Source organism: Catonella massiliensis, from assembly GCF_016651435.1.
Classification (GTDB): domain Bacteria; phylum Bacillota; class Clostridia; order Lachnospirales; family Lachnospiraceae; genus Catonella; species Catonella massiliensis.
In genome coordinates, this window is sequence record NZ_JAEPRJ010000001.1 from 272,463 (window position 1) to 291,959 (window position 19,497).

The 19,497-nt window shown below is 40.7% G+C and carries 17 protein-coding genes; all 17 read left to right on the plus strand.

The window, feature by feature from the left end; translation table 11 throughout:
• Positions 1 to 175 precede the first annotated feature (175 nt).
• The 17 genes from JJN12_RS01155 (at position 176) to guaA (ending at position 19,198) form a co-directional block, all read left to right on the plus strand.
• Entirely contained in the window at positions 176 to 1,360 is a 1,185-nt protein-coding gene (locus JJN12_RS01155; RefSeq protein WP_208427970.1) for an MFS transporter, read from the plus strand.
• A gap of 72 nt (positions 1,361 to 1,432) precedes the next feature.
• Positions 1,433 to 2,695: a diaminopimelate decarboxylase gene (locus JJN12_RS01160; RefSeq protein ID WP_208427971.1), complete on the plus strand. Its 1,263-nt coding sequence runs from the start codon at positions 1,433 to 1,435 to the stop codon at positions 2,693 to 2,695.
• A 159-nt stretch (positions 2,696 to 2,854) separates the two neighbouring features.
• The gene (flgM, locus tag JJN12_RS01165; protein ID WP_208427972.1) at positions 2,855 to 3,124 is read left to right on the plus strand and encodes a flagellar biosynthesis anti-sigma factor FlgM; all 270 of its coding nucleotides are present in this window, start codon (positions 2,855 to 2,857) and stop codon (positions 3,122 to 3,124) included.
• Between the two features lie 34 nt (positions 3,125 to 3,158).
• Positions 3,159 to 3,671, plus strand: coding sequence for a flagellar protein FlgN (locus JJN12_RS01170; protein ID WP_208427973.1), 513 nt, complete (start codon positions 3,159 to 3,161; stop codon positions 3,669 to 3,671).
• A 20-nt stretch (positions 3,672 to 3,691) separates the two neighbouring features.
• A complete protein-coding gene (flgK, locus tag JJN12_RS01175) occupies positions 3,692 to 5,590 on the plus strand; it encodes a flagellar hook-associated protein FlgK (protein ID WP_208427974.1) in 1,899 nt (632 codons plus the stop codon).
• Between the two features lie 30 nt (positions 5,591 to 5,620).
• Entirely contained in the window at positions 5,621 to 7,477 is a 1,857-nt protein-coding gene (gene flgK / locus JJN12_RS01180; RefSeq protein WP_208427975.1) for a flagellar hook-associated protein FlgK, read from the plus strand.
• Positions 7,478 to 7,514: 37 nt separating this feature from the next.
• Entirely contained in the window at positions 7,515 to 9,041 is a 1,527-nt protein-coding gene (locus tag JJN12_RS01185) for a flagellin N-terminal helical domain-containing protein (RefSeq protein WP_208427976.1), read from the plus strand.
• Positions 9,042 to 9,079: 38 nt separating this feature from the next.
• Positions 9,080 to 9,547, plus strand: a complete 468-nt coding sequence (gene fliW / locus JJN12_RS01190) for a flagellar assembly protein FliW (RefSeq protein WP_208427977.1) — start codon at positions 9,080 to 9,082, stop codon at positions 9,545 to 9,547.
• A gap of 14 nt (positions 9,548 to 9,561) precedes the next feature.
• Entirely contained in the window at positions 9,562 to 9,786 is a 225-nt protein-coding gene (gene csrA / locus JJN12_RS01195; protein ID WP_208427978.1) for a carbon storage regulator CsrA, read from the plus strand.
• A gap of 126 nt (positions 9,787 to 9,912) precedes the next feature.
• Positions 9,913 to 10,335 carry a flagellar protein FlaG gene (locus JJN12_RS01200; protein WP_208427979.1) on the plus strand — a complete coding sequence of 141 codons (423 nt, stop codon included), beginning with the start codon at positions 9,913 to 9,915 and terminating at the stop codon, positions 10,333 to 10,335.
• 12 nt (positions 10,336 to 10,347) lie between these two features.
• Complete coding sequence (fliD, locus tag JJN12_RS01205; protein ID WP_208427980.1) at positions 10,348 to 11,868, plus strand: flagellar filament capping protein FliD; 1,521 nt, start codon at positions 10,348 to 10,350, stop codon at positions 11,866 to 11,868.
• A gap of 231 nt (positions 11,869 to 12,099) precedes the next feature.
• Positions 12,100 to 12,471 (plus strand): flagellar export chaperone FliS, encoded by a 372-nt coding sequence (gene fliS / locus JJN12_RS01210; protein WP_208427981.1) that lies wholly within the window; start codon positions 12,100 to 12,102, stop codon positions 12,469 to 12,471.
• Positions 12,435 to 12,956 carry a hypothetical protein gene (locus tag JJN12_RS01215; protein WP_208427982.1) on the plus strand — a complete coding sequence of 174 codons (522 nt, stop codon included), beginning with the start codon at positions 12,435 to 12,437 and terminating at the stop codon, positions 12,954 to 12,956. Before fliS ends, JJN12_RS01215 begins: the two co-directional genes overlap by 37 nt.
• A gap of 171 nt (positions 12,957 to 13,127) precedes the next feature.
• Positions 13,128 to 13,940, plus strand: coding sequence for a flagellin N-terminal helical domain-containing protein (locus JJN12_RS01220; RefSeq protein ID WP_208427983.1), 813 nt, complete (start codon positions 13,128 to 13,130; stop codon positions 13,938 to 13,940).
• Between the two features lie 525 nt (positions 13,941 to 14,465).
• On the plus strand, positions 14,466 to 15,278 hold the full coding sequence (locus JJN12_RS01225; protein ID WP_208427984.1) for a flagellin N-terminal helical domain-containing protein: 813 nt from the start codon (positions 14,466 to 14,468) through the stop codon (positions 15,276 to 15,278).
• 597 nt (positions 15,279 to 15,875) lie between these two features.
• Entirely contained in the window at positions 15,876 to 17,312 is a 1,437-nt protein-coding gene (locus tag JJN12_RS01230; protein WP_208427985.1) for an aminopeptidase, read from the plus strand.
• Between the two features lie 341 nt (positions 17,313 to 17,653).
• Complete coding sequence (gene guaA, locus JJN12_RS01235; protein ID WP_208427986.1) at positions 17,654 to 19,198, plus strand: glutamine-hydrolyzing GMP synthase; 1,545 nt, start codon at positions 17,654 to 17,656, stop codon at positions 19,196 to 19,198.
• Positions 19,199 to 19,497 lie beyond the last annotated feature (299 nt).

Genomic DNA, 19,497 nt, shown 5'->3' on the forward strand with positions numbered 1-19,497 from the left:
TAATCGTGCTTTTTTGTTTTATCATGTGTTTTGCAGAGTCATAGGAGTTATTATGCGATGGCGCATCATAGAATGATGGTTGTTAACATTTAACATTGTAATGAGAAGATTGTGAATGCTTTTAGGGAATGCTCGGATTGTTGGGGAAAATAAATAATAAGGATTCAGGTACAAAATGAAAGAAAAGAAGAATCTTACACTGAATTATATATTTGTTCAGATTGGCATGTGGGCGATGTACGCTCCCCTTATGGGGTATACTTCAGTTTTCTTACTTGCAAAGAAATTTACCAATACAGAAGTTGGTATAATTTCAGGACTGGGCTGCGTGATATCCGCAGTATTACAGGCTTTGATATCTGCTTATGCGGATAAGGAGAATGCCAAGTCAGTTAAAACCCTTCTCACCATGATTGCGAGTTTCCAGCTTGTTCTAGCGGGTGTGCTTTTGGCACTTGGCAACCATCTCTTCTTAGTAGCCGGCATAGTATTTGGTGCACTTATCGCTATCATGCAGCTAATGGTGCCTCTTACTAACTCTCTTGCTATGGAAATGATGAACCAGGGGAAGGAGATTAATTACGGAGTTGCCAGAGGGACAGCCTCCTTGCTTTATGCGGTACTTGTGAACTCGATGGGAGCTTTTGTAAAAGATGATGACCTAAGCATAGTTCCTATTGCAACTATGATATCAGCCTCCATTCTGCTTGCGGGCACTGTTTTCTTTCCTTTTAAGAAGGCCAAAAGACACCGGGAAGCTGTGGAGGAGAGGACTTATGAGACTAAGCCTTTCTTAGTGAAGTACCCTAAACTTGCTATATTCTTAGTGGGAGCTGTTTGTGCCTACGTAGGACATAATCTTATTAATACATTTTTATACCAGATTGTTATGCTTAAGGGCGGAACTCACACCAATATGGGTGTATGCCTTGCTTTGGCAGCAGTATTTGAAATACCTGTTATGTTTGGTTTTGCCTTCCTTGTCACAAAGAGAGACAGCAGCACCTGGGTAAGGGTTGGTAGTGTAGGCATTATGTTTAAGATAATCCTCACTCTTATTGTACCTAATGTGATGAGCCTTTACTTTGTACAGGTCTGTCAGTTGTTTGGCTTTGCAACCTTTGTAGTGGCTACAGTTTATTATGCAAACCACGCTGTAGAGGAATGTGATAGAGTTAAGGGACAGGCTTATATGACTATGTCTAATACACTTGGAATAGTTTTTGCTTCTCTTCTTGGTGGAGCACTTATAGATATTCTTGGTACAAATGGGATGCTTGTGGTAGGCTCCATAATTTCAGTTGTAGGCTGTGTATTAGTCTTCATATCGACTACTAAGGAAAAGAAGGAGGCTATATAGAAAGATTGACAAAGTCTATCTGTTATAATATCATATTGATATTGTATACAAGTATACCGATGTGGAGGTTTTATGAAAAAAATACCGTTTGTAACATTAGATGAGGTAAAGGAAATAGTAAAGACCTACCCTACTCCTTTCCACATATATGATGAAAAGGGGATTAGGGAAAATGCTAGAAAGCTAAAAAAAGCTTTTGGCTGGAATAAGGGCTTTAAGGAGTACTTTGCAGTAAAGGCTACACCTAATCCATATATTTTAGATATTCTAAAAGAAGAGGGCTGTGGAACAGATTGTTCATCTCTTGCAGAACTTATGATGAGTGAGGCCTGTGGAATAACAGGAGAAAATATCATGTTTTCGTCAAATGTTACTCCTGCTGAAGAATATGTAAAGGCAAGAGAGCTTGGGGCTATCATCAATCTTGACGATATAACCCATATAGACTTTCTAAAAGACTGTGCAGGCATACCTGAGAAAATAAGCTGCCGTTACAATCCGGGCGGAGTATTCAAGGTAAGCAATGACATTATGGATAATCCAAATGATGCAAAGTATGGTATGACCAAAGCACAGATGTTTGAGGCATTTACCCGTCTTAAAGAGCTTGGCGTAAAGGAATTTGGCATACATTCATTCCTTGTAAGCAACACAGTAACCAATGACTATTACCCTATGCTTGCAACGGAACTTTTTAAGCTGGCTGTAGAGCTTAAGGAAAAATGTGATGTTCATATTGGCTTTATTAATCTTTCGGGAGGTGTGGGAGTTCCTTACAGACCTGAACAGGAGCCAAATGATATCTTTGTCATAGGTGAAGGAGTAAGAAAAGCCTTCGAAGAAATCCTTTTGCCAAATGGTATGGGGGATGTAAGTATATTTACAGAGCTTGGAAGATTTATGCTTGCTCCATACGGACATCTTGTAACTAAGGCTATACACGAGAAGCATATCTACAAAGAGTATATAGGTGTGGATGCCTGTGCGGCAAACCTTATGAGGCCTGCTATGTACGGAGCTTATCATCATATAACGGTGCTTGGTAAGGAAGATGAGAAGGAAGAGTTTAAGTATGATGTGACCGGCTCACTCTGTGAGAACAATGACAAGTTTGCGGTAGACAGGATGCTTCCTCATATTGATATGGGAGACTATCTGGTCATCCACGATACAGGGGCCCACGGATTTGCAATGGGCTACAACTACAATGGAAGGCTCAGATCGGCAGAGCTTTTAAGGACAGAGGCGGGGGGAGTTAAACTTATAAGAAGGGCTGAAACACCTGCTGATTATTTTGCTACCTTGGACTATCCGGGGCTTAGCAAAACAAAGTAAAAAAATTTTTCGTTTTTTGAGATTTTTAAAAGAAAAAGACTAAAGTAATGATAATTTTTGCCGATAAATAAATCAGAGATACTAATTGAACTTGGTTAGGAGATTTATTTATCGGTTAATTTATATCCAAACCAAAACAGATTAATGGAAGGTGATGTTATGAGAGTAGATAATTTTGGACAGATTTCAAACGCTTACAATGTTAGCAAGGCAAGAAAGCCTGAAGCCGTGGCTAAGACTGAGAGAGGCAGTGACACAGTTGAAATCTCTGATGCAGCTAAGACATTTCAGGTAGCAAGGACAGCGGTGAATTCTGCTTCTGATGTCCGTACTGACAAGGTTGCACAGCTTAAGTCTGCAATTGAGAACGGTACTTACTCTGTTTCTGCAAGAGATATAGCTGATAAACTTCTAGAGGGACGTTTTTAGAATAGAAGATGGCAAATAAATAATCGGAGGAACTATGGCGAGCTTAATTGAAGAACTAATCATGGTCCTAGGCGAAGAGGAAAGGATTTACAGTGAAATCATTCCTCTCGCTGAGAAAAAAACCCGAATAATTGTAAAAAATGACCTCCAGTCTTTAACCAGCATTACTGAGGAAGAGCAGGCTTTAGTGAGCAGAATCAGCAAACTGGAAAAGAAAAGACAGGAGGTCATTCGTAATATAGGCGTAGTTATGAATAAGAAGGAAAGTGAACTAAACTTCCTTTCCATCATCAATCTGATAAGAGGGCAGGAAAGAGAGCAGCAGGAGCTTAGGGTGATACACGATAAGCTTAAAAGCACTATTAGCCTTCTAGCTATGCTTAATGAGAGAAATCAGATGCTTATAAAGCAGTCGCTCGAAATGATTGATTTTGATATGAATCTGCTTCAGAGCCTGAGGACCTCTCCGGGAGTAGGACAGTATAATACATCCTCAGAAGTAGAACTTCAGGGTGAAAATAGCGGGATGTTTGATGCTAAGAGTTAATTACAGCAGGGAGATATAATATGAGTTTAATGACAAGCTTTGGCGTGGGAGTTTCTGGCCTTAACACGGCCCAGAATTCGCTTAACGCGACTGCACACAACTTAACCAACGTTGATACCAAGGGCTATGTGCGCCAGCAGGTGCTTACTGTTGATAAGGAATACGAGAGAACGGCGACACTTAGATATATGGACCAGACCGGCCACGGCTCTATCGTAGATAAAATCAGACAGCTAAGAGACAGGTTCTTAGATGATTCCTTTAGAAGGGAGAGCGGAAGACAGGGATTCTACAATGCACAGGCAGAAATAGTGACAGAAGTAGAAAATCTTTTTGGCGAGCTTCAGGGTACAACCTTCCAGAGCTCGATGCAAGATCTCTGGAAATCCGTTCAGGAGCTTCAGAAGGAGCCTGAGAGCGTGGTCGCAAGAACTTCTTTGGTTGAGACAGCGGGAACTTTTATAGAGCGTTGTCATACCATTACTACTCAGCTTAAAAGCTTAAGACAGGATATCAATCTTAAGATAGAAAACAACGTGAAGCGTATCAATGAGATTGGAGTAAGGCTTGATCAAATAAATGATGAAGTCCGCAAGGAAGAGGTCATCGGTCAGTCAGCAAACGACTACAGAGACGAGAGAAACAAGCTTCTTGATGAGCTTGGAAGCTATGTGAAGGTTAGCTACAAAGAAGTCAAAGACGGCTCTGTACTTGTAACAGTAGAGGGAACGCAGTTTGTAACCGAATTCGGAGTAAATGAGATAGGCCTTAAGACCACTGATGATGAACTTAAATTACACACTCCTGTGTGGAACTTTGATATAAATGATGATAAGGAACCAAGAGAAGTATTTAACTTTGACTTCCCTCCAACATCAGCAGCAGATACAGATATAGGTTCACTTAAGGGCCTCCTTCTTGCAAGGGGCAGGCAGGGAAGATATACAGACATTCCTGTACAGCCAAAGCCTGAGGACTATGAAGAGGGCGAAGATGACGAGCATTATATAAGTGCTATGAGAGCCTTTGAGCAGGCAAAGGTTAACTACAACAATACAGTAGCGCCTTCTCTTTTAACCAATACAGAGGCTCAGTTTGACCAGTTAATCCACGGTCTTACTACTATGATAAATGACATACTTGCACCTAACCTTACTGCAACCTGGACAGACGGAGGAGTTCCGGTGTGGAAGAATTCAGAAGGCAAGGTGCTTGAGGGAGATGAGATTCCTAATATAGATATTTCAGATCTCGAAGACTATAAGATAGAGGAGAAAGATGCCCTAGGCAATCCTACAGGAAGGTACAAGGTATCCATCCTCGATGTTAAGAATGCACCGGTGAGTGCAGATAAAACTAAAACACCGGGTAATGCACTCTTTGATAGAAAGAGCACGCCTCGTTATAAAGAGCTTGATGTGGAGATGGACGGCAAGAAGGTAATGCTCTACAACAGTGAGGACTATGATCCAAACTATGAGGGCTCTAAGTACTCGATGTTCTCTATGGGAGAAATTGAGGTAAATAAGCAGATAAGGGAAAATGTTTCTCTCATACCTTTAAGCTATAACACCAACACAGGCGATTACAGTATGGATATAGCGGCAAAGCTAAACAAAGTATGGGATGAAAAATTTGCTGTATTAAATCCAAATACACTTACTAAGAATACTTTTATGGAGTATTATACAGCTTTTACTTCTGAGGTAGCCAATACAGGCCACACCCTTAAAGCTATGGCTAAGAGCCAGGAAACCACAACCCAGAGTGTGGACAACCAGAGGCAGCAGGTGCTTGGGACCTCTTCAGATGAAGAGCTTACACATATGATTAAATTTCAACAGGCCTTTAATGCAGCATCCAGGTATATTACTGTTATAGATGAGATGCTTGAGCACGTTGTAACCAGACTTGGTTAAGGCCTATTCGTGAACAAATAGGAGAGATATATGCCATCAACATTTTTTGGATTGGATATAGGTACGTCAGGACTTCATACCTATCAGGCTGCGCTCAATACAACTGCGCACAATATAACTAACACAAGGACAGAAGGATACAGCCGCCAGCAGGTTAACCGTCAGGCAAAGGATCCTATTGCCATCGCACAGCGCTATGGTATGGTAGGAACAGGTGTTACTGCTAATAAGATTTCACAGGTAAGAGATGAGTATTATGACTTAAAATACCGCTCTGCCAATACGGTTAACGGAGAATATGAAACAAGGTCTTATTACTTAAACAACATCCAAAATTTCTTAAATGAAATAAAGGACGGTGGCTTCAATACCAACTTCAAGAACCTTTTTAATGGTATGTCAGAGGTTGAAAAAAATCCTACAAGTAAGTCTGCAAGGGCACAGATGGTAAACCAAGCCTATGCACTTACCGAGTATTTTAACAATGTATCTGAGAACTTAAAAAATACTCAGAATGAAGTTAACTTTGCTATTAAAAATACCGTAGATACCATTAATTCATACGGAGACCAGATTGCAACCCTTACCAAGCAGATAAACATGGTAGAGGTAAGCGGAGGCTTTGCAAACGACCTTCGTGACCAGAGAAATCTCCTTGTGGACAAGCTTTCCGAGCTTACAAGTGTAAGTGTTAAGGAGGAGAAAATCGGCGAGGCTCTTGATGGGAAGCTTGCGGGAGTTACTCATTATACAGTTAAGATAAATGGCGGTTATCTTGTAAATAACTACAGAGCCAATAAGCTTGATGTGGTGCCAAGAGATTATATAAGCAATATAAACGACGTAGAGGGACTATATGACGTGACCTGGTCAGACGGTCAGGGATTTAGCGCACATAACAGCCACCTGGGCGGTAAGCTTGGTGCCCTCTTTGAGATGCGTGACGGCAACAATATGGCGTCTCTTAGATGTCACGTAAAAGAGGCTTCAGAGGGCGATACAGAGATTACTCTTGAAGACACCAACATCAACAGCATTGAGGAAATGAACTTCCCTCCTAGAGGACGTATACAGTTAGGCAGCGAAGAGTATGAATATACAGGCTTTGACGTAAAGATTGAGAAAGACGAAGATACAGGAAAAGATAAATATAAATATATTTTTAAGCTAAAGGAAGATAAGCCTATCACTAAGGACATAAGCGAGGATTCAAAGGTGGTGGCAAAGATAGGCGAGCAGGTTAATTTTAAGGGAATTCCTTATTACCTGGACCAGTTAAATACCTTTGTAAGAAAGTTCTCCAAAGAATTTAATGAGGTGCATAAGACAGGCGTGGACCTTGACGGCAATCAGGGAGAAGACTTCTTTAATGGTATTGACAAGACCACAGGTGAGAACTACAAGTTCAAGGTGCCTGGAACTGAGGATGAAAGCGGCAACGAAATAACAGAGTTCTCTTCAGATGACGAGACATACTACAGGCTTGTTGCGCATAATTATTCCGTAACAAGGACATTTAAGGAAAATCCAAGCCTTATTGCCGCAGCAAGCACGATATCTGAGGGTATAGAGAATACAGATGTAATGAAGAAGCTTGAGAGTCTTCAGAGGGATAGAACCATGTTTGACCATGGTAAGCCTGAGGAATTCTACCAGTCACTTACATCTGATATAGGTGTAGGCGCAAAGACAGCAGAAACATTTGCAAAAAATCAGGATATGATGGTTAAGGCAATTAATAACCAAAGGCTCTCTATTTCCGGCGTTGACAGTGATGAAGAAGCAATGGATTTGGTTAAATTTAGAAATTGTTATAATCTTTCTGCTAAAGTAATTACAGTAATGAACGAAATATATAATAAGCTGATTAATGAAATGGCAGTTTAATTTCAAAGTGATAGTGATATAGAAAGGACTTAAGGCTATGATGAGAGTTACCAACCAGATAATGACCAACAATACTCTGGCTAACATAAATACTAACAAGCTCAATCTTATGGGTATAGAGGAACAGTATCAGACAGGAAAGAAGATACAGCGTCCTTCTGATGATCCGGTTGTGGCAGTCAGGGCACTAAAGCTTCGTAACAATCTTACTGAGATAAGGCAGTATTATAAGAAGAATGTTCCGGATGCAAAGAGCTGGCTGGAGGTAACTGAAAGTGCACTTACTCAGGTGACAGACATCTGCAAAACACTTCATGGCCTTGCCACTCAGGGCTCCCAGGACAGTCTTACTGCTGAGAACCGTGCAAGCATAATGAAGACAATGGCACAGTACAGACAGCAGATATACCAGGAGGGTGATGCGAACTACGCCGGAAGATATGTGTTTACGGGCTATAAGACAGATACAAGCCTTACATACCTTGAAAATGATAAGAGCAAGCAGTATACAATTACTGAAGAGTTTGATAAGACATCCATCAAAAACAGCCTTAGGACTTACGGCGGATTCTCCCTTAAGGACTATGAACCTGGCGGCACCAATGATTTTACCGAGCACGCAGAGAATATGGCAGTAAATTATATAAGGCTTTCATACAAGAACCTTGATACCGCCTCAGATGATTTTCCAAAGCTTACAGTGAAGGATGCCGATGGCAATGAAGATACCATTGATATAACGTCTACAAATGAAAATGGAGAGGTACTCACCTCTAAAGACTCAAAAGCTTATGAAAAGCCTGAGACAGGAGCAAAGTTCATAGCTGACACAGGAGAGCTCATTCTTTCTGATGAAGCTTATGAAAATCTTAAGAGTGCAAAAAGCTTCAATGTAGTGTATAATAAGACTGAATTCCAAACTGGCGATGTTCGTCCTGAACACTATTTTGACTGCACAGCAACTCCTTTTGATGCGGACGGTAATCTTACAGAAGATGAAAGTAAGATAATCAACTACAAAAAGGAAGACCAGGATATAGAGTATGAGGTAAGCTTCAACCAGAGGCTTCAGATAAATACTCAGGCAAAGGATGCGCTTACTCAGGACCTTGGCAGAGAGCTTGACGGAATTCTTACAAGCATTGAGGATGTGAATCTGGTAGAAAGTAAAATCAAAGAGGTAGACAAGGTAATAGGCAATACTACAGACGAGAATGACCTCGCAAGCCTTAAGCAGCTTAAGGAGGCGATGAACACAGAGCTTACCCTTAAGAAAAAGGTTATGCAGGAGAGATTCTCCAAGTCCATTAACAGCATAAGGGACTATCAGGACGTAGTAAATAAGGCTATCGCAGACCTTGGTAGCCGCGATGCAAGACTTGACCTTACGGAAGAGAGACTTTCCGGTCAAACTGATGATTTTACCGACCTTATGTCAAATAATGAGAATGCGGATCTTGCCGAGACTATTATTAACTTTAATGCACAGAATGTCATATACAATGCATCTCTTCAGGCAGGTGCAAAGGTAGTGCAGAATTCATTATTGGACTTTTTAAGATAAACATTAACAATATAACCTAAATGAAAGAGGTGGAAAACATGCTTGTAAAGACAAGATTTTTTGGAGAAGTTGATATCGAAGATGAGAAAATCCTTACATTTGACAATGGGATTATGGGCTTCGAGGATATGAAACGCTGGACACTTATTTATGACATTGAAAAGGGTTCCGAGGGCCCTATTTCCTGGTTCCAGTCACTTGATATGGCAGAGCTTGCTCTTCCTGTAATCAACCCATATACAGTTACTGCAGTATATGAGCCTGTTGTTGAAGATGAGCTTCTTAAGCCACTCGGAGAATTTAAGGATGAAGAGCTTGTTACATTTTTAACTATTACTATTCCAAGTGAGGACCCTAGCAAGACAACTGCTAACTTCAGGGCTCCTATACTTATCAATCCTGTAAACCGCAAGGGAATACAGGTTATAGTAAATAACGAGGACTATCCTATTAAGTTTAGCATCTACGAATCAGTTCAGAAAATGAAGGCAGAGAAAAATAAGTAAGAGGAGGAATAGGAATGTTAGCTTTATCAAGGAAACCCGGTGAAAGTGTCATTATCGGAAATGACATTGAGCTTACCATCCTTGAAGTAAAGGGAGAACAGGTAAAAGTCGGAATCAAGGCTCCTAAGAGCGTTGCGATATATAGAAAAGAACTGTTCGAGCAGATACAGGAGTCTAATAGAGAGGCTTCCCATGCTTCAGAGAAGGGTATGAAGGATATAAACAAAATTTTCGAATAAAATACAGGAGGGGTTAAGTTTACTCCTGATACTGCCGATAAGACTTATAGAAAGCGTATTCTATGTTTTAAAACTATTTCAACATGCAAAGGATTGTATGATTTAAGTTTACATGGAGGTGAACAAATGAGTCTTAAAGTGATGCCTAATGCTGTAAGTCAGTCTGGCATCGAACTAAACGGCAATATTAGCTACCCCGCAAAAAGTGGGAGAGAGACTAAATTTGACATCGACGTAGCTATTACCGGTCGTGCCAAGAACGGTTATGTTGGACAGACTGACAACCAGGGAAACGAAAACGGGATTGCGGACTCAGAAGATGAGAACCGCATAAAGAGCGCAATTGACCAGGCGAATGAGAGGATTAAGCAGTCAAACGGTTACAGAAGGTTAGCTTTTTCGTATAACAAGGAAACCGGGAAGATTTCCATAAAGGTATATGATGAGATAACCAGAGAACTAATCAAAGAGATTCCGCCTGATAAAAACAAAAGTATACTTGAGAGAATACATGATTTGGCAGGTATAGTTGTTGACGAAAAAAGGTAAGGAGGAATTGATATGCCAATAAGACTTTCAGGAATTAACTCTGGCACGGATACTGATGCCATGATCAAGAAGATTATGGATGCGCAGAGAACCAGGTTAAACAAGGTTGAGGGAAAGAAGACCAAGCTTGAATGGAAACAGGAAAAGTGGAAAGAGCTTAATACCAAGCTTTATTCTCTTTATACCAATAAGATATCTGCGCTTAGATTCTCAAGTGCTTATACAACTAAGAAGACTTCAAGCACAAATGAAGGTGTAGTTAAGGTTACCGGTGAACCATCTGCTTCTGACGGAGCACATAAGATACAGGTTAAGCAGGTGGCTACATCCCAGAGTGTGACCGGTGCAAAGGTAACAGATATTGAAGATTTCAGTAAGGATTCAGTGCTTACAGACAATGGATTCGAGCTTGGTGAGGAGATTACATTCAAGGTAGGCGATAAGGAGCATACCTTAGAGGTAAACGGTGACACCACAGTTGGAGACTTCCTTAATGCAGCTAAGAAGGCTGGTATTAATGCAAGTCTTGATACCAAGCAGCAGAGAATTTACTTATCTTCAAAAGAGAGCGGCTTAGCCAATGCTTTTGAGATTAAGGAGTCTAAAAACGATGTGAGCATGACAAGTGGACTTGAAAAACTAGGTCTTTCAGGTTCAGGAGTTACCAAGCTTGATGCAAAGAATGCTATCTTTAGGGTAGACGGTACTGAGTACGAGACAGCTACAAACACCAACACCATTAACGGTCTTAATATAACCGTGTCAGGAACTACTGCTGACTATAACTTAGGTGATGCCGGAAAGAGTGTTTCAGTAAGTGCTACTACTGACGTAGACTCAGTATATAACAACTTCAAGGGCTTTATTAAAGAGTATAATTCTCTCTTAAAAGAGATGAATGAGCTCTACTATGCAGGTTCTTCAAGAGGATATTCTCCTCTTACAGCTGACCAGAAGAAGGACATGTCTGAAAAGGATGTTGAGAACTGGGAAAAGAAGATAAAGGATTCCCTTCTTAGAAGAGATGAGAAGCTTGGCAATGTACTTAATGGTATGAGGGAAGCTATGCAGACCTCAGTAAAAGTTGGAGCTGATTCAAACGGCGAAGGCGGAACCAAGTACAGCCTCGCAAGCTTTGGAGTTATGACCTCTTCTGATTATAAAGAAAAGGGACTGCTTCATATATTTGGAGATTCTGAGGACGGAGTATATTCTGCAAAGGAAGACAAGCTAAAGAAGGCTCTTACAGAGAATCCAGCTGAAACAGCAGAGGCTCTTCAGGGAATAATGAAAAATCTTTATGATAAGATGACGGATGCAATGAAGGGTACCAGCCTTTCATCTGCTATGACATTCTATAACGATAAAGAGATGGTACAGCTTTCTACTACATACAAGAAAGAATATACCACACTTGAAGACAAGCTAAATAAGATGGAAGACAAGTACTACAAGCAGTTCGCTGCTATGGAAAAAACTATGTCTACCATGAATTCCCAGAGTGCCAAGCTTCAGAGTATGCTTGGAAGATAATAAAAAGATTACGAAGAGATATCATGATTATGGTATCTCTTTTTGAATGCAAAGAGGGCGAAGCCACTGTAAGGTAAATAGTTTTGTTCGTATTCGTGATTTTAATATATAAAATCACAAATGGAAAAATATTATTTCACAAATTAAATTTTTAAAGCATCTAAAGTAAAGTTTGCTTTATCCGATATATACTTTGTAATTAGTAACAGACATACATTTGGAGGGAGTACGATGACAAACGCAGCTAGTCTTTATCAGGGAGCATCAATAAATACAGCTACGCCTGCTGAGCTTACACTTATGCTCTACAATGGAGCTATCAAGTTTTGTAACCAGGCAATGGCCGGCATTGAGGAGAAGAACGTAGAGAAGGCAAACAATAACCTGATTAAAGCGCAGAACATTATATGGGAGCTTCAGGGAACCCTGGACTTCAAATATAAGGTAGCCAAGGATTTTGATATCATTTACCAGCGCATATTAAGAAACCTGCTTATGGCTAACATCAGAAAGGATGCAGATAAGCTTAATGAAGCCCTTGAGGATATAAGAGGAATGAGGGACGTATGGGTAGAAGTAATGAAGGCGGCAAAGAATTCATAATGAATACAGAAGTGGGAAATTACTTAGAACTTATGGCTGATTCTCTGGTTAAGAAGGGAAAGAAACTTGAAGAGGTGCTTGAACTTACAAAGGCACAAGAAACCCTGCTTAGCAAAGAGGAATTTGATGAAGAGAATTTTGACAATCTCATAAACAAAAAAAGTGCGTTGATTGAAGAGATAAATAAGCTTGATGAAGGCTTTGAGCTTACTTATAACAGAGTAAGGGAAATGATTAAGGAGAATCCTGAGTCCTATAAAGACAAGATAGAGAAGCTTCAGAATTCAATCAGAACACTTGTAGATAAGGGAGTGGAGATAGAAGCCTGCGAAAGAAGAAACCAGATTAAGTTCGATCTTAAGGTTTCTAAAGGTAAGGACAAGATTCGAAGCTATAACCTAAACAGCAATGCAGTCACAAAATACTACAGCAATATGAATGGTAGTGTGGATGGCACAACATATTTCGTGGACAAAAAAAAATAATTATAAAATACTAAAGTTTTTGAAAACGATGTCGATATATATTGTGAAGGTAAAACTTAAGGCTAATCAAAAGGAGTGTACGGCCTTAAAGAGAGGCCAAAAGTTTTATAACTATATTATATTAACTATTCAGCAAGGAAGCTGAATACAAATTCAAGGAGGAAAATTATTATGGTAGTACAGCACAATCTTACAGCAATGAACTCAAACAGACAGCTTGGTATCACAAGCGGATTACAGGCAAAATCATCTGAGAAACTTTCATCAGGTTACAAGATCAACAGAGCAGCAGACGATGCAGCAGGTCTTTCAATATCTGAGAAGATGAGAAGCCAGGTTAGAGGTCTTAACAGATCTTCAGCTAACGCACAGGATGGTATATCACTTATCCAGGTAGCAGAAGGTGCTCTTAACGAGACACACTCTATCCTTCAGAGAATGAACGAGCTCGCAGTTCAGGCAGCGAACGATACCAATACTGAGGACGACAGAGGCGCAATCCAGAAGGAAGTAACAGCTCTTACATCTGAAATTGACCGTATCAAAGATACAACAGCGTTCAATACACAGAACCTTCTCGATGGTGACTTTACTGACAAGAAGATCCACGTAGGTGCTCTTAAGGATCAGACAATTGAAATCAGCATCGGTGCTATGGATGCAGACACAATTGGTGCAGGTGGTCAGGACCTTACAACTCAGGATGGAGCAGAGTCTGCAATCGAGGCATTCCAGGGAGCAATTAAAGTTGTTTCTGATCAGAGATCAGACCTTGGTGCTCTTCAGAACCGTCTTGAGCATACAGTACTCAACCTTGACAACGTATCTGAGAATACACAGGCAGCTGAGTCACGTATCCGTGATACAGATGTTCCTACAGAAATGGTTAACTTCAGCAAGAACAACATTCTTGCTCAGGCAGGACAGTCAATGCTTGCACAGGCTAACCAGTCTACTCAGGGTGTTCTTTCATTGCTTAGATAATCTTAAGGTACGCATAATGAGAAAGGCCGCTAGAGATAGCGGTCTTTTTTTATTTGACAGGAAATTTCTCCGAAATTACCTGTCAAACAAAAAACTCTCCGAGGGATGCACAGCTCGCGGCAGGGGAATTTGCCTTACGGCACCGCTCGCGCGCGAAGTGTGTGCGAGCACACACTTTTTTATGTTACATCTTGGTTACAAAATACGAAATTTTTGAAATTTTTAAATTGCATATTGCAAGAATTGTAACTGCATGTTAGAATTATAAAAGAAGGGTATTCACAAATGCTGAAACACCCCATTAAAAGTATAGAATAATAGATGATTTATTGCAGTAAAAGGATTTTACAAATATTTTTTTAAAATATTAAATTATCTATTAAGTTTTTGGATTCCACCGCCGATATATATTATGTGAGGAAGAGAATACAGAGCTTACGGCCGGGGCCTAGTTGAAGCCTCACTTACAAAATAACAAAAATAGCGGCAAGGAAGCCGATAGTTAATTCAAGGAGGAAAATTATTATGGTAGTACAGCACAATCTTACAGCAATGAACTCAAACAGACAGCTTGGTATCACAAGCTCATTACAGGCAAAATCATCTGAGAAACTTTCATCAGGTTACAAGATCAACAGAGCAGCAGACGATGCAGCAGGTCTTTCAATATCTGAGAAGATGAGAAGCCAGGTTAGAGGTCTTAACAGATCTTCAGCTAACGCACAGGATGGTATATCACTTATCCAGGTAGCAGAAGGTGCTCTTAACGAGACACACTCTATCCTTCAGAGAATGAACGAACTCGCAGTTCAGGCAGCGAACGATACCAATACTGAGGACGACAGAGGTGCAATCCAGAAGGAAGTAACAGCTCTTACATCTGAAATTGACCGTATCAAAGATACAACAGCGTTCAATACACAGAACCTTCTCGATGGTGACTTTACTGACAAGAAGATCCACGTAGGTGCTCTTAAGGATCAGACAATTGAAATCAGCATCGGTGCTATGGATGCAGACACAATTGGTGCAGGTGGTCAGGACCTTACAACTCAGGATGGCGCAGAGTCTGCAATCGAGGCATTCCAGGGAGCAATTAAAGTTGTTTCTGATCAGAGATCAGACCTTGGTGCTCTTCAGAACCGTCTTGAGCATACAGTACTCAACCTTGACAACGTATCTGAGAATACACAGGCAGCTGAGTCACGTATCCGTGATACAGATGTTCCTACAGAAATGGTTAACTTCAGCAAGAACAACATTCTTGCTCAGGCAGGACAGTCAATGCTTGCACAGGCTAACCAGTCTACTCAGGGTGTTCTTTCATTGCTTAGATAATACTAAGTTATGCATAATAATCAGGACCGCTAGAAATAGCGGTCTTTTTATGTGTGCGGAAGATTTTCTTGTTGTACAGCATGTCTGATAGTCTGTGTGAAAGCACAGTCCTTTTTTATTTATAGAAATTCAAGTTAATATTATATTTGAATAAAACCGTGTTGAAAGAATGAAAACAGAGTGGTAGAATATTCCTTGGAGAGTATCTGTGGCAAAATAAAAACTCCCTAAGTATAACTATACGAAGGGAGGGATGTGTATGACAGATTATGAAATCGTTATGATTTTTCTGGGGATATTAGCACTGCTGATGTCCTTCGGAGTTCTGCTTATAAACATTCTTACTTACCTTAAGAAAAAGTAAGATTTTATCTTGTCCGACATACAAGATAGGTGTGTCCTTAGGGACATCAGCACCAACTCTTAGGGAGTAAACCTGTTCACAGGTACTCTCTTCTCCAATAATATAGCATATTTTAGGGATAATTGCAAGGTGGATTAATGGCATAGCCCTAAAAGGCTATGGGAGCAAAATTGAAAGAAAAGGTGTAAAATCCAGCTCTTTGGATTAATATAAGAGGATTGAAAGGAGACAAAATGGCAGTAAAGAAGGCAGAAAAGAAGACGGATAAGAAGGCAGAGAAGAAGACTAAGGAGATAAGGCAGAGCGCTTGGGAAAAGTACGATAAGAAGGCACTTGACGCCTGCTTTGCACTTAGTGAGACATACAGACAGTTCATTTCTGACTGCAAAACAGAGAGAGAATGTGTGGATGAGTCAATCAGACAGGCAGAGAAAGCAGGATATAAGAATCTTGCTGACTTCATTGGAAAGAAGAAAAAGTTAAAAGCAGGCGACAAGGTCTATATGTCAAATATGGGCAGGGCAATTGCACTCTTTGTTATCGGCAAGAAGCCTATGGTGGAGGGCCTTAATATCCTCTGTGCCCATATAGACTCACCTAGAATAGATGCCAAGCAGGTGCCTCTTTATGAGGATACTGAAATTGCAATGCTTGATACACATTATTACGGCGGAATCAAGAAGTACCAGTGGGTAACACTTCCTCTTGCAATTCACGGCGTAGTTGTAAAGGAAGATGGAAAAGCCGTAAATATCTGTATCGGTGAGGAAGAAGAAGGTCCTGTAATCGGTATTACAGACCTACTCATCCATCTTTCGGCTGACCAGATGCAAAAGACAGCGGCCAAGGTGGTCGAGGGAGAAGACCTCAATGTAATGCTTGGAAGCATGCCTCTTAAGGGAGAAGAAAAAGAGGCTGTAAAGGCTAATATTCTTAAGATATTAAAGGACAAGTACGGAATAGAAGAAGAGGATTTTATTTCCGCAGACCTTGAAATAGTTCCTGCAGGAAAGGCTAAGCACTATGGTCTTGACAGCAGTATGATTATGGGCTATGGACAGGATGACAGGGTATGTGCTTATACTTCTCTTAAAGCTATTCTTGATGCACCTGCACCTTCTAAGACAGCCTGCTGTCTCCTTGTGGACAAGGAAGAAATAGGCAGCGTAGGTGCCACAGGTATGGAATCAAGATTCTTTGAAAATGTAGTGGCTGAGGTTATGAACCTTGTGGGAGAGTACAATGAGCTTGCTCTTAGAAGAGCTCTTGCCAATTCCCGTATGCTTTCATCAGATGTAAGTGCAGCCTTTGATCCAAACTACCCTGGGGTAAATGAGAAGAAGAATACCGCTTATTTTGGTAAAGGTATTGTATTTAATAAATATACAGGCTCTCGTGGTAAGAGTGGAAGCAATGAGGCTTCTGCAGAATACATGGCAGCTATAAGAAAGATAATGAAGGACAACAATGTTACCTTCCAGACCGCGGAGCTTGGCAAGGTAGACCAGGGCGGTGGCGGAACCATCGCCTACATAGCAGCTGCTTACAATATGGAGGTCATTGACTCGGGTGTTGCGGTTATGAATATGCATGCACCTTGGGAGATAAGCTGCAAGGCTGATATTTACGAGGCTTACCTTGGTTACAAGGCATTCTTAAAGGATGCATAATTTGCGGTATAACTGTGATTTGAATTGGGAATTTTCATTAATGCTTATTACAAGAAATAATGAGTGTAAAAGTTACACTTAAATTAGACTTAATTGTATAGAAGAACAGGTATGCAATCGGTAAAATAATAGGGCGGAGAAATAAAAAATAATCCACAAGCTAATATATTAGTGCTTATATGTAAGGCGCCGAATATGTTGCTTGTGGATTTGCTATGTAATTAAGATGATAAGACAAGTTAATTAATCATCATAGGTATTTGCTTTATTACATTGAATAATGTAGGGTTTTATGTTATATTTTTTATAGATTTTAATAACTACCTCGAAAGGAGCCATAAGTGAAAAAAGAATTAGTTGTAGTAATTGATTTTGGCGGACAGTACAACCAGCTGGTTGCAAGAAGAGTGCGTGAAGCCAATGTTTATTGTGAAATATATTCTTACAAGACAGAATTATCTAAGATAAAGGAAATGAACCCTAAGGGTATCATACTTACAGGAGGTCCTAGCAGTGTATACGAGGAAAATGCGGCTACCTGTGGAGAGGAGTTATTTAAGCTTGGCATCCCTGTGCTTGGACTTTGCTACGGTGCTCAGCTTATGAGCCATGTACTTGGTGGCAAGGTTGAAAAGGCAGAACATAGAGAGTATGGAAAGACAGAGACAGTCTTTGATACTTCTTCAAAGCTTTTTGCAGGAATACCTGAGAAGTCGGTAGTGTGGATGAGCCATTTTGACTATATTTCAAAGCTTGGAGATGGATTTAAGTCTATTGCCCACACTGCATCTACAGCCAATGCAGCCATTGAAAATGTAGAAGAAGGGCTTTATGGCATCCAGTTCCACCCTGAAGTTCTCCATACAGAGTACGGCAAAGAAATGCTTTCTAACTTCGTTCATAATATCTGTGGCTGCGTAGGCGACTGGAAGATGTCTGCATTTGTGGAAAACAGCGTAAAGGAAATCAAAGAAAGAGTTGGAGACGGGAAGGTGCTTTGTGCACTCTCAGGTGGAGTTGACTCCTCTGTGGCTGCAGTCCTTCTTTCAAAGGCAGTAGGTAAGCAGCTTACCTGCGTATTTGTAGACCATGGCTTACTTCGTAAAAATGAAGGAGACGAGGTAGAGGCTGTATTTGGGCCAAATGGCAGCTATGAGCTGAACTTTATAAGAGTAAATGCACAGCAGAGATTCTACGACAAGCTTGCAGGAGTTACTGAGCCTGAGGCTAAGCGTAAGATAATAGGTGAGGAATTCATCCGAGTATTTGAAGAAGAGGCTAAGAAAATAGGAACAGTTGACTACCTGGTACAGGGAACCATCTATCCTGACGTAGTAGAGAGCGGTGTAGGCGGTGAGTCTGTAGTCATCAAGTCACACCACAATGTAGGCGGACTTCCTGACTATGTGGACTTTAAGGAAATTATCGAGCCACTTCGCAATCTTTTCAAGGATGAGGTAAGAAAGGTAGGGCTTGAACTTGGCATACCTGAGCGTCTTGTATTCCGCCAGCCATTCCCAGGCCCAGGTCTTGGTATAAGAATAATAGGAGAGGTGACAGCAGAGAAGGTTAAGATAGTTCAGGATGCAGATGCAATCTACAGAGAAGAGATAGCCAATGCAGGCCTTGACAAGTCTATAGGACAGTACTTTGCAGCCCTCACCAATATGCGTTCAGTAGGCGTAATGGGTGATGAAAGAACCTACGACTATGCCATTGCTCTAAGAGCAGTAGATACCACCGACTTCATGACAGCCGAAGCCAGCGAGATACCTTGGGCAGTACTTCAGAAGGTAGTAAGCAGGATAATCAACGAGGTCAGGGGAGTTAACAGGGTACTGTATGATATCACAAGTAAACCTCCTGGAACGATAGAGCTCGAGTAGATAAAATTAAATATATTTATGTTAGCAACCTCCCATCATTTTGGTGGGAGGATTTTGTGGATATAGAGTCACAAATTCAAATTTGTCGAGCTGATGGATTTGTTTTCCACGCTAAGTTACGCCTCCACTAATAAATGTCCAGACTCGCTCCGGTTTTTCTGTAAGATGCAGTTGTAATATGGCTTTGTTGACGAAAAACCTGATGCGCTCGCTTAGGCATTATTAGTTCCGGCTATTTGATTGATAAGTCGTCACAAACAAACACATCAGCCACATGGGGGGGGGCAGGTGGTAGTGGC

Bases quoted from the DNA above. Each gene is read 5' to 3' on its own strand.
- JJN12_RS01155 (WP_208427970.1), top strand. From the start codon at position 176: ATGAAAGAAAAGAAGAATCTTACACTGAATTATATATTTGTTCAGATT.
- JJN12_RS01160 (WP_208427971.1), top strand. From the start codon at position 1,433: ATGAAAAAAATACCGTTTGTAACATTAGATGAGGTAAAGGAAATAGTA.
- flgM (WP_208427972.1), top strand. From the start codon at position 2,855: ATGAGAGTAGATAATTTTGGACAGATTTCAAACGCTTACAATGTTAGC.
- JJN12_RS01170 (WP_208427973.1), top strand. From the start codon at position 3,159: ATGGCGAGCTTAATTGAAGAACTAATCATGGTCCTAGGCGAAGAGGAA.
- flgK (WP_208427974.1), top strand. From the start codon at position 3,692: ATGAGTTTAATGACAAGCTTTGGCGTGGGAGTTTCTGGCCTTAACACG.
- flgK (WP_208427975.1), top strand. From the start codon at position 5,621: ATGCCATCAACATTTTTTGGATTGGATATAGGTACGTCAGGACTTCAT.
- JJN12_RS01185 (WP_208427976.1), top strand. From the start codon at position 7,515: ATGATGAGAGTTACCAACCAGATAATGACCAACAATACTCTGGCTAAC.
- fliW (WP_208427977.1), top strand. From the start codon at position 9,080: ATGCTTGTAAAGACAAGATTTTTTGGAGAAGTTGATATCGAAGATGAG.
- csrA (WP_208427978.1), top strand. From the start codon at position 9,562: ATGTTAGCTTTATCAAGGAAACCCGGTGAAAGTGTCATTATCGGAAAT.
- JJN12_RS01200 (WP_208427979.1), top strand. From the start codon at position 9,913: ATGAGTCTTAAAGTGATGCCTAATGCTGTAAGTCAGTCTGGCATCGAA.
- fliD (WP_208427980.1), top strand. From the start codon at position 10,348: ATGCCAATAAGACTTTCAGGAATTAACTCTGGCACGGATACTGATGCC.
- fliS (WP_208427981.1), top strand. From the start codon at position 12,100: ATGACAAACGCAGCTAGTCTTTATCAGGGAGCATCAATAAATACAGCT.
- JJN12_RS01215 (WP_208427982.1), top strand. From the start codon at position 12,435: ATGGGTAGAAGTAATGAAGGCGGCAAAGAATTCATAATGAATACAGAA.
- JJN12_RS01220 (WP_208427983.1), top strand. From the start codon at position 13,128: ATGGTAGTACAGCACAATCTTACAGCAATGAACTCAAACAGACAGCTT.
- JJN12_RS01225 (WP_208427984.1), top strand. From the start codon at position 14,466: ATGGTAGTACAGCACAATCTTACAGCAATGAACTCAAACAGACAGCTT.
- JJN12_RS01230 (WP_208427985.1), top strand. From the start codon at position 15,876: ATGGCAGTAAAGAAGGCAGAAAAGAAGACGGATAAGAAGGCAGAGAAG.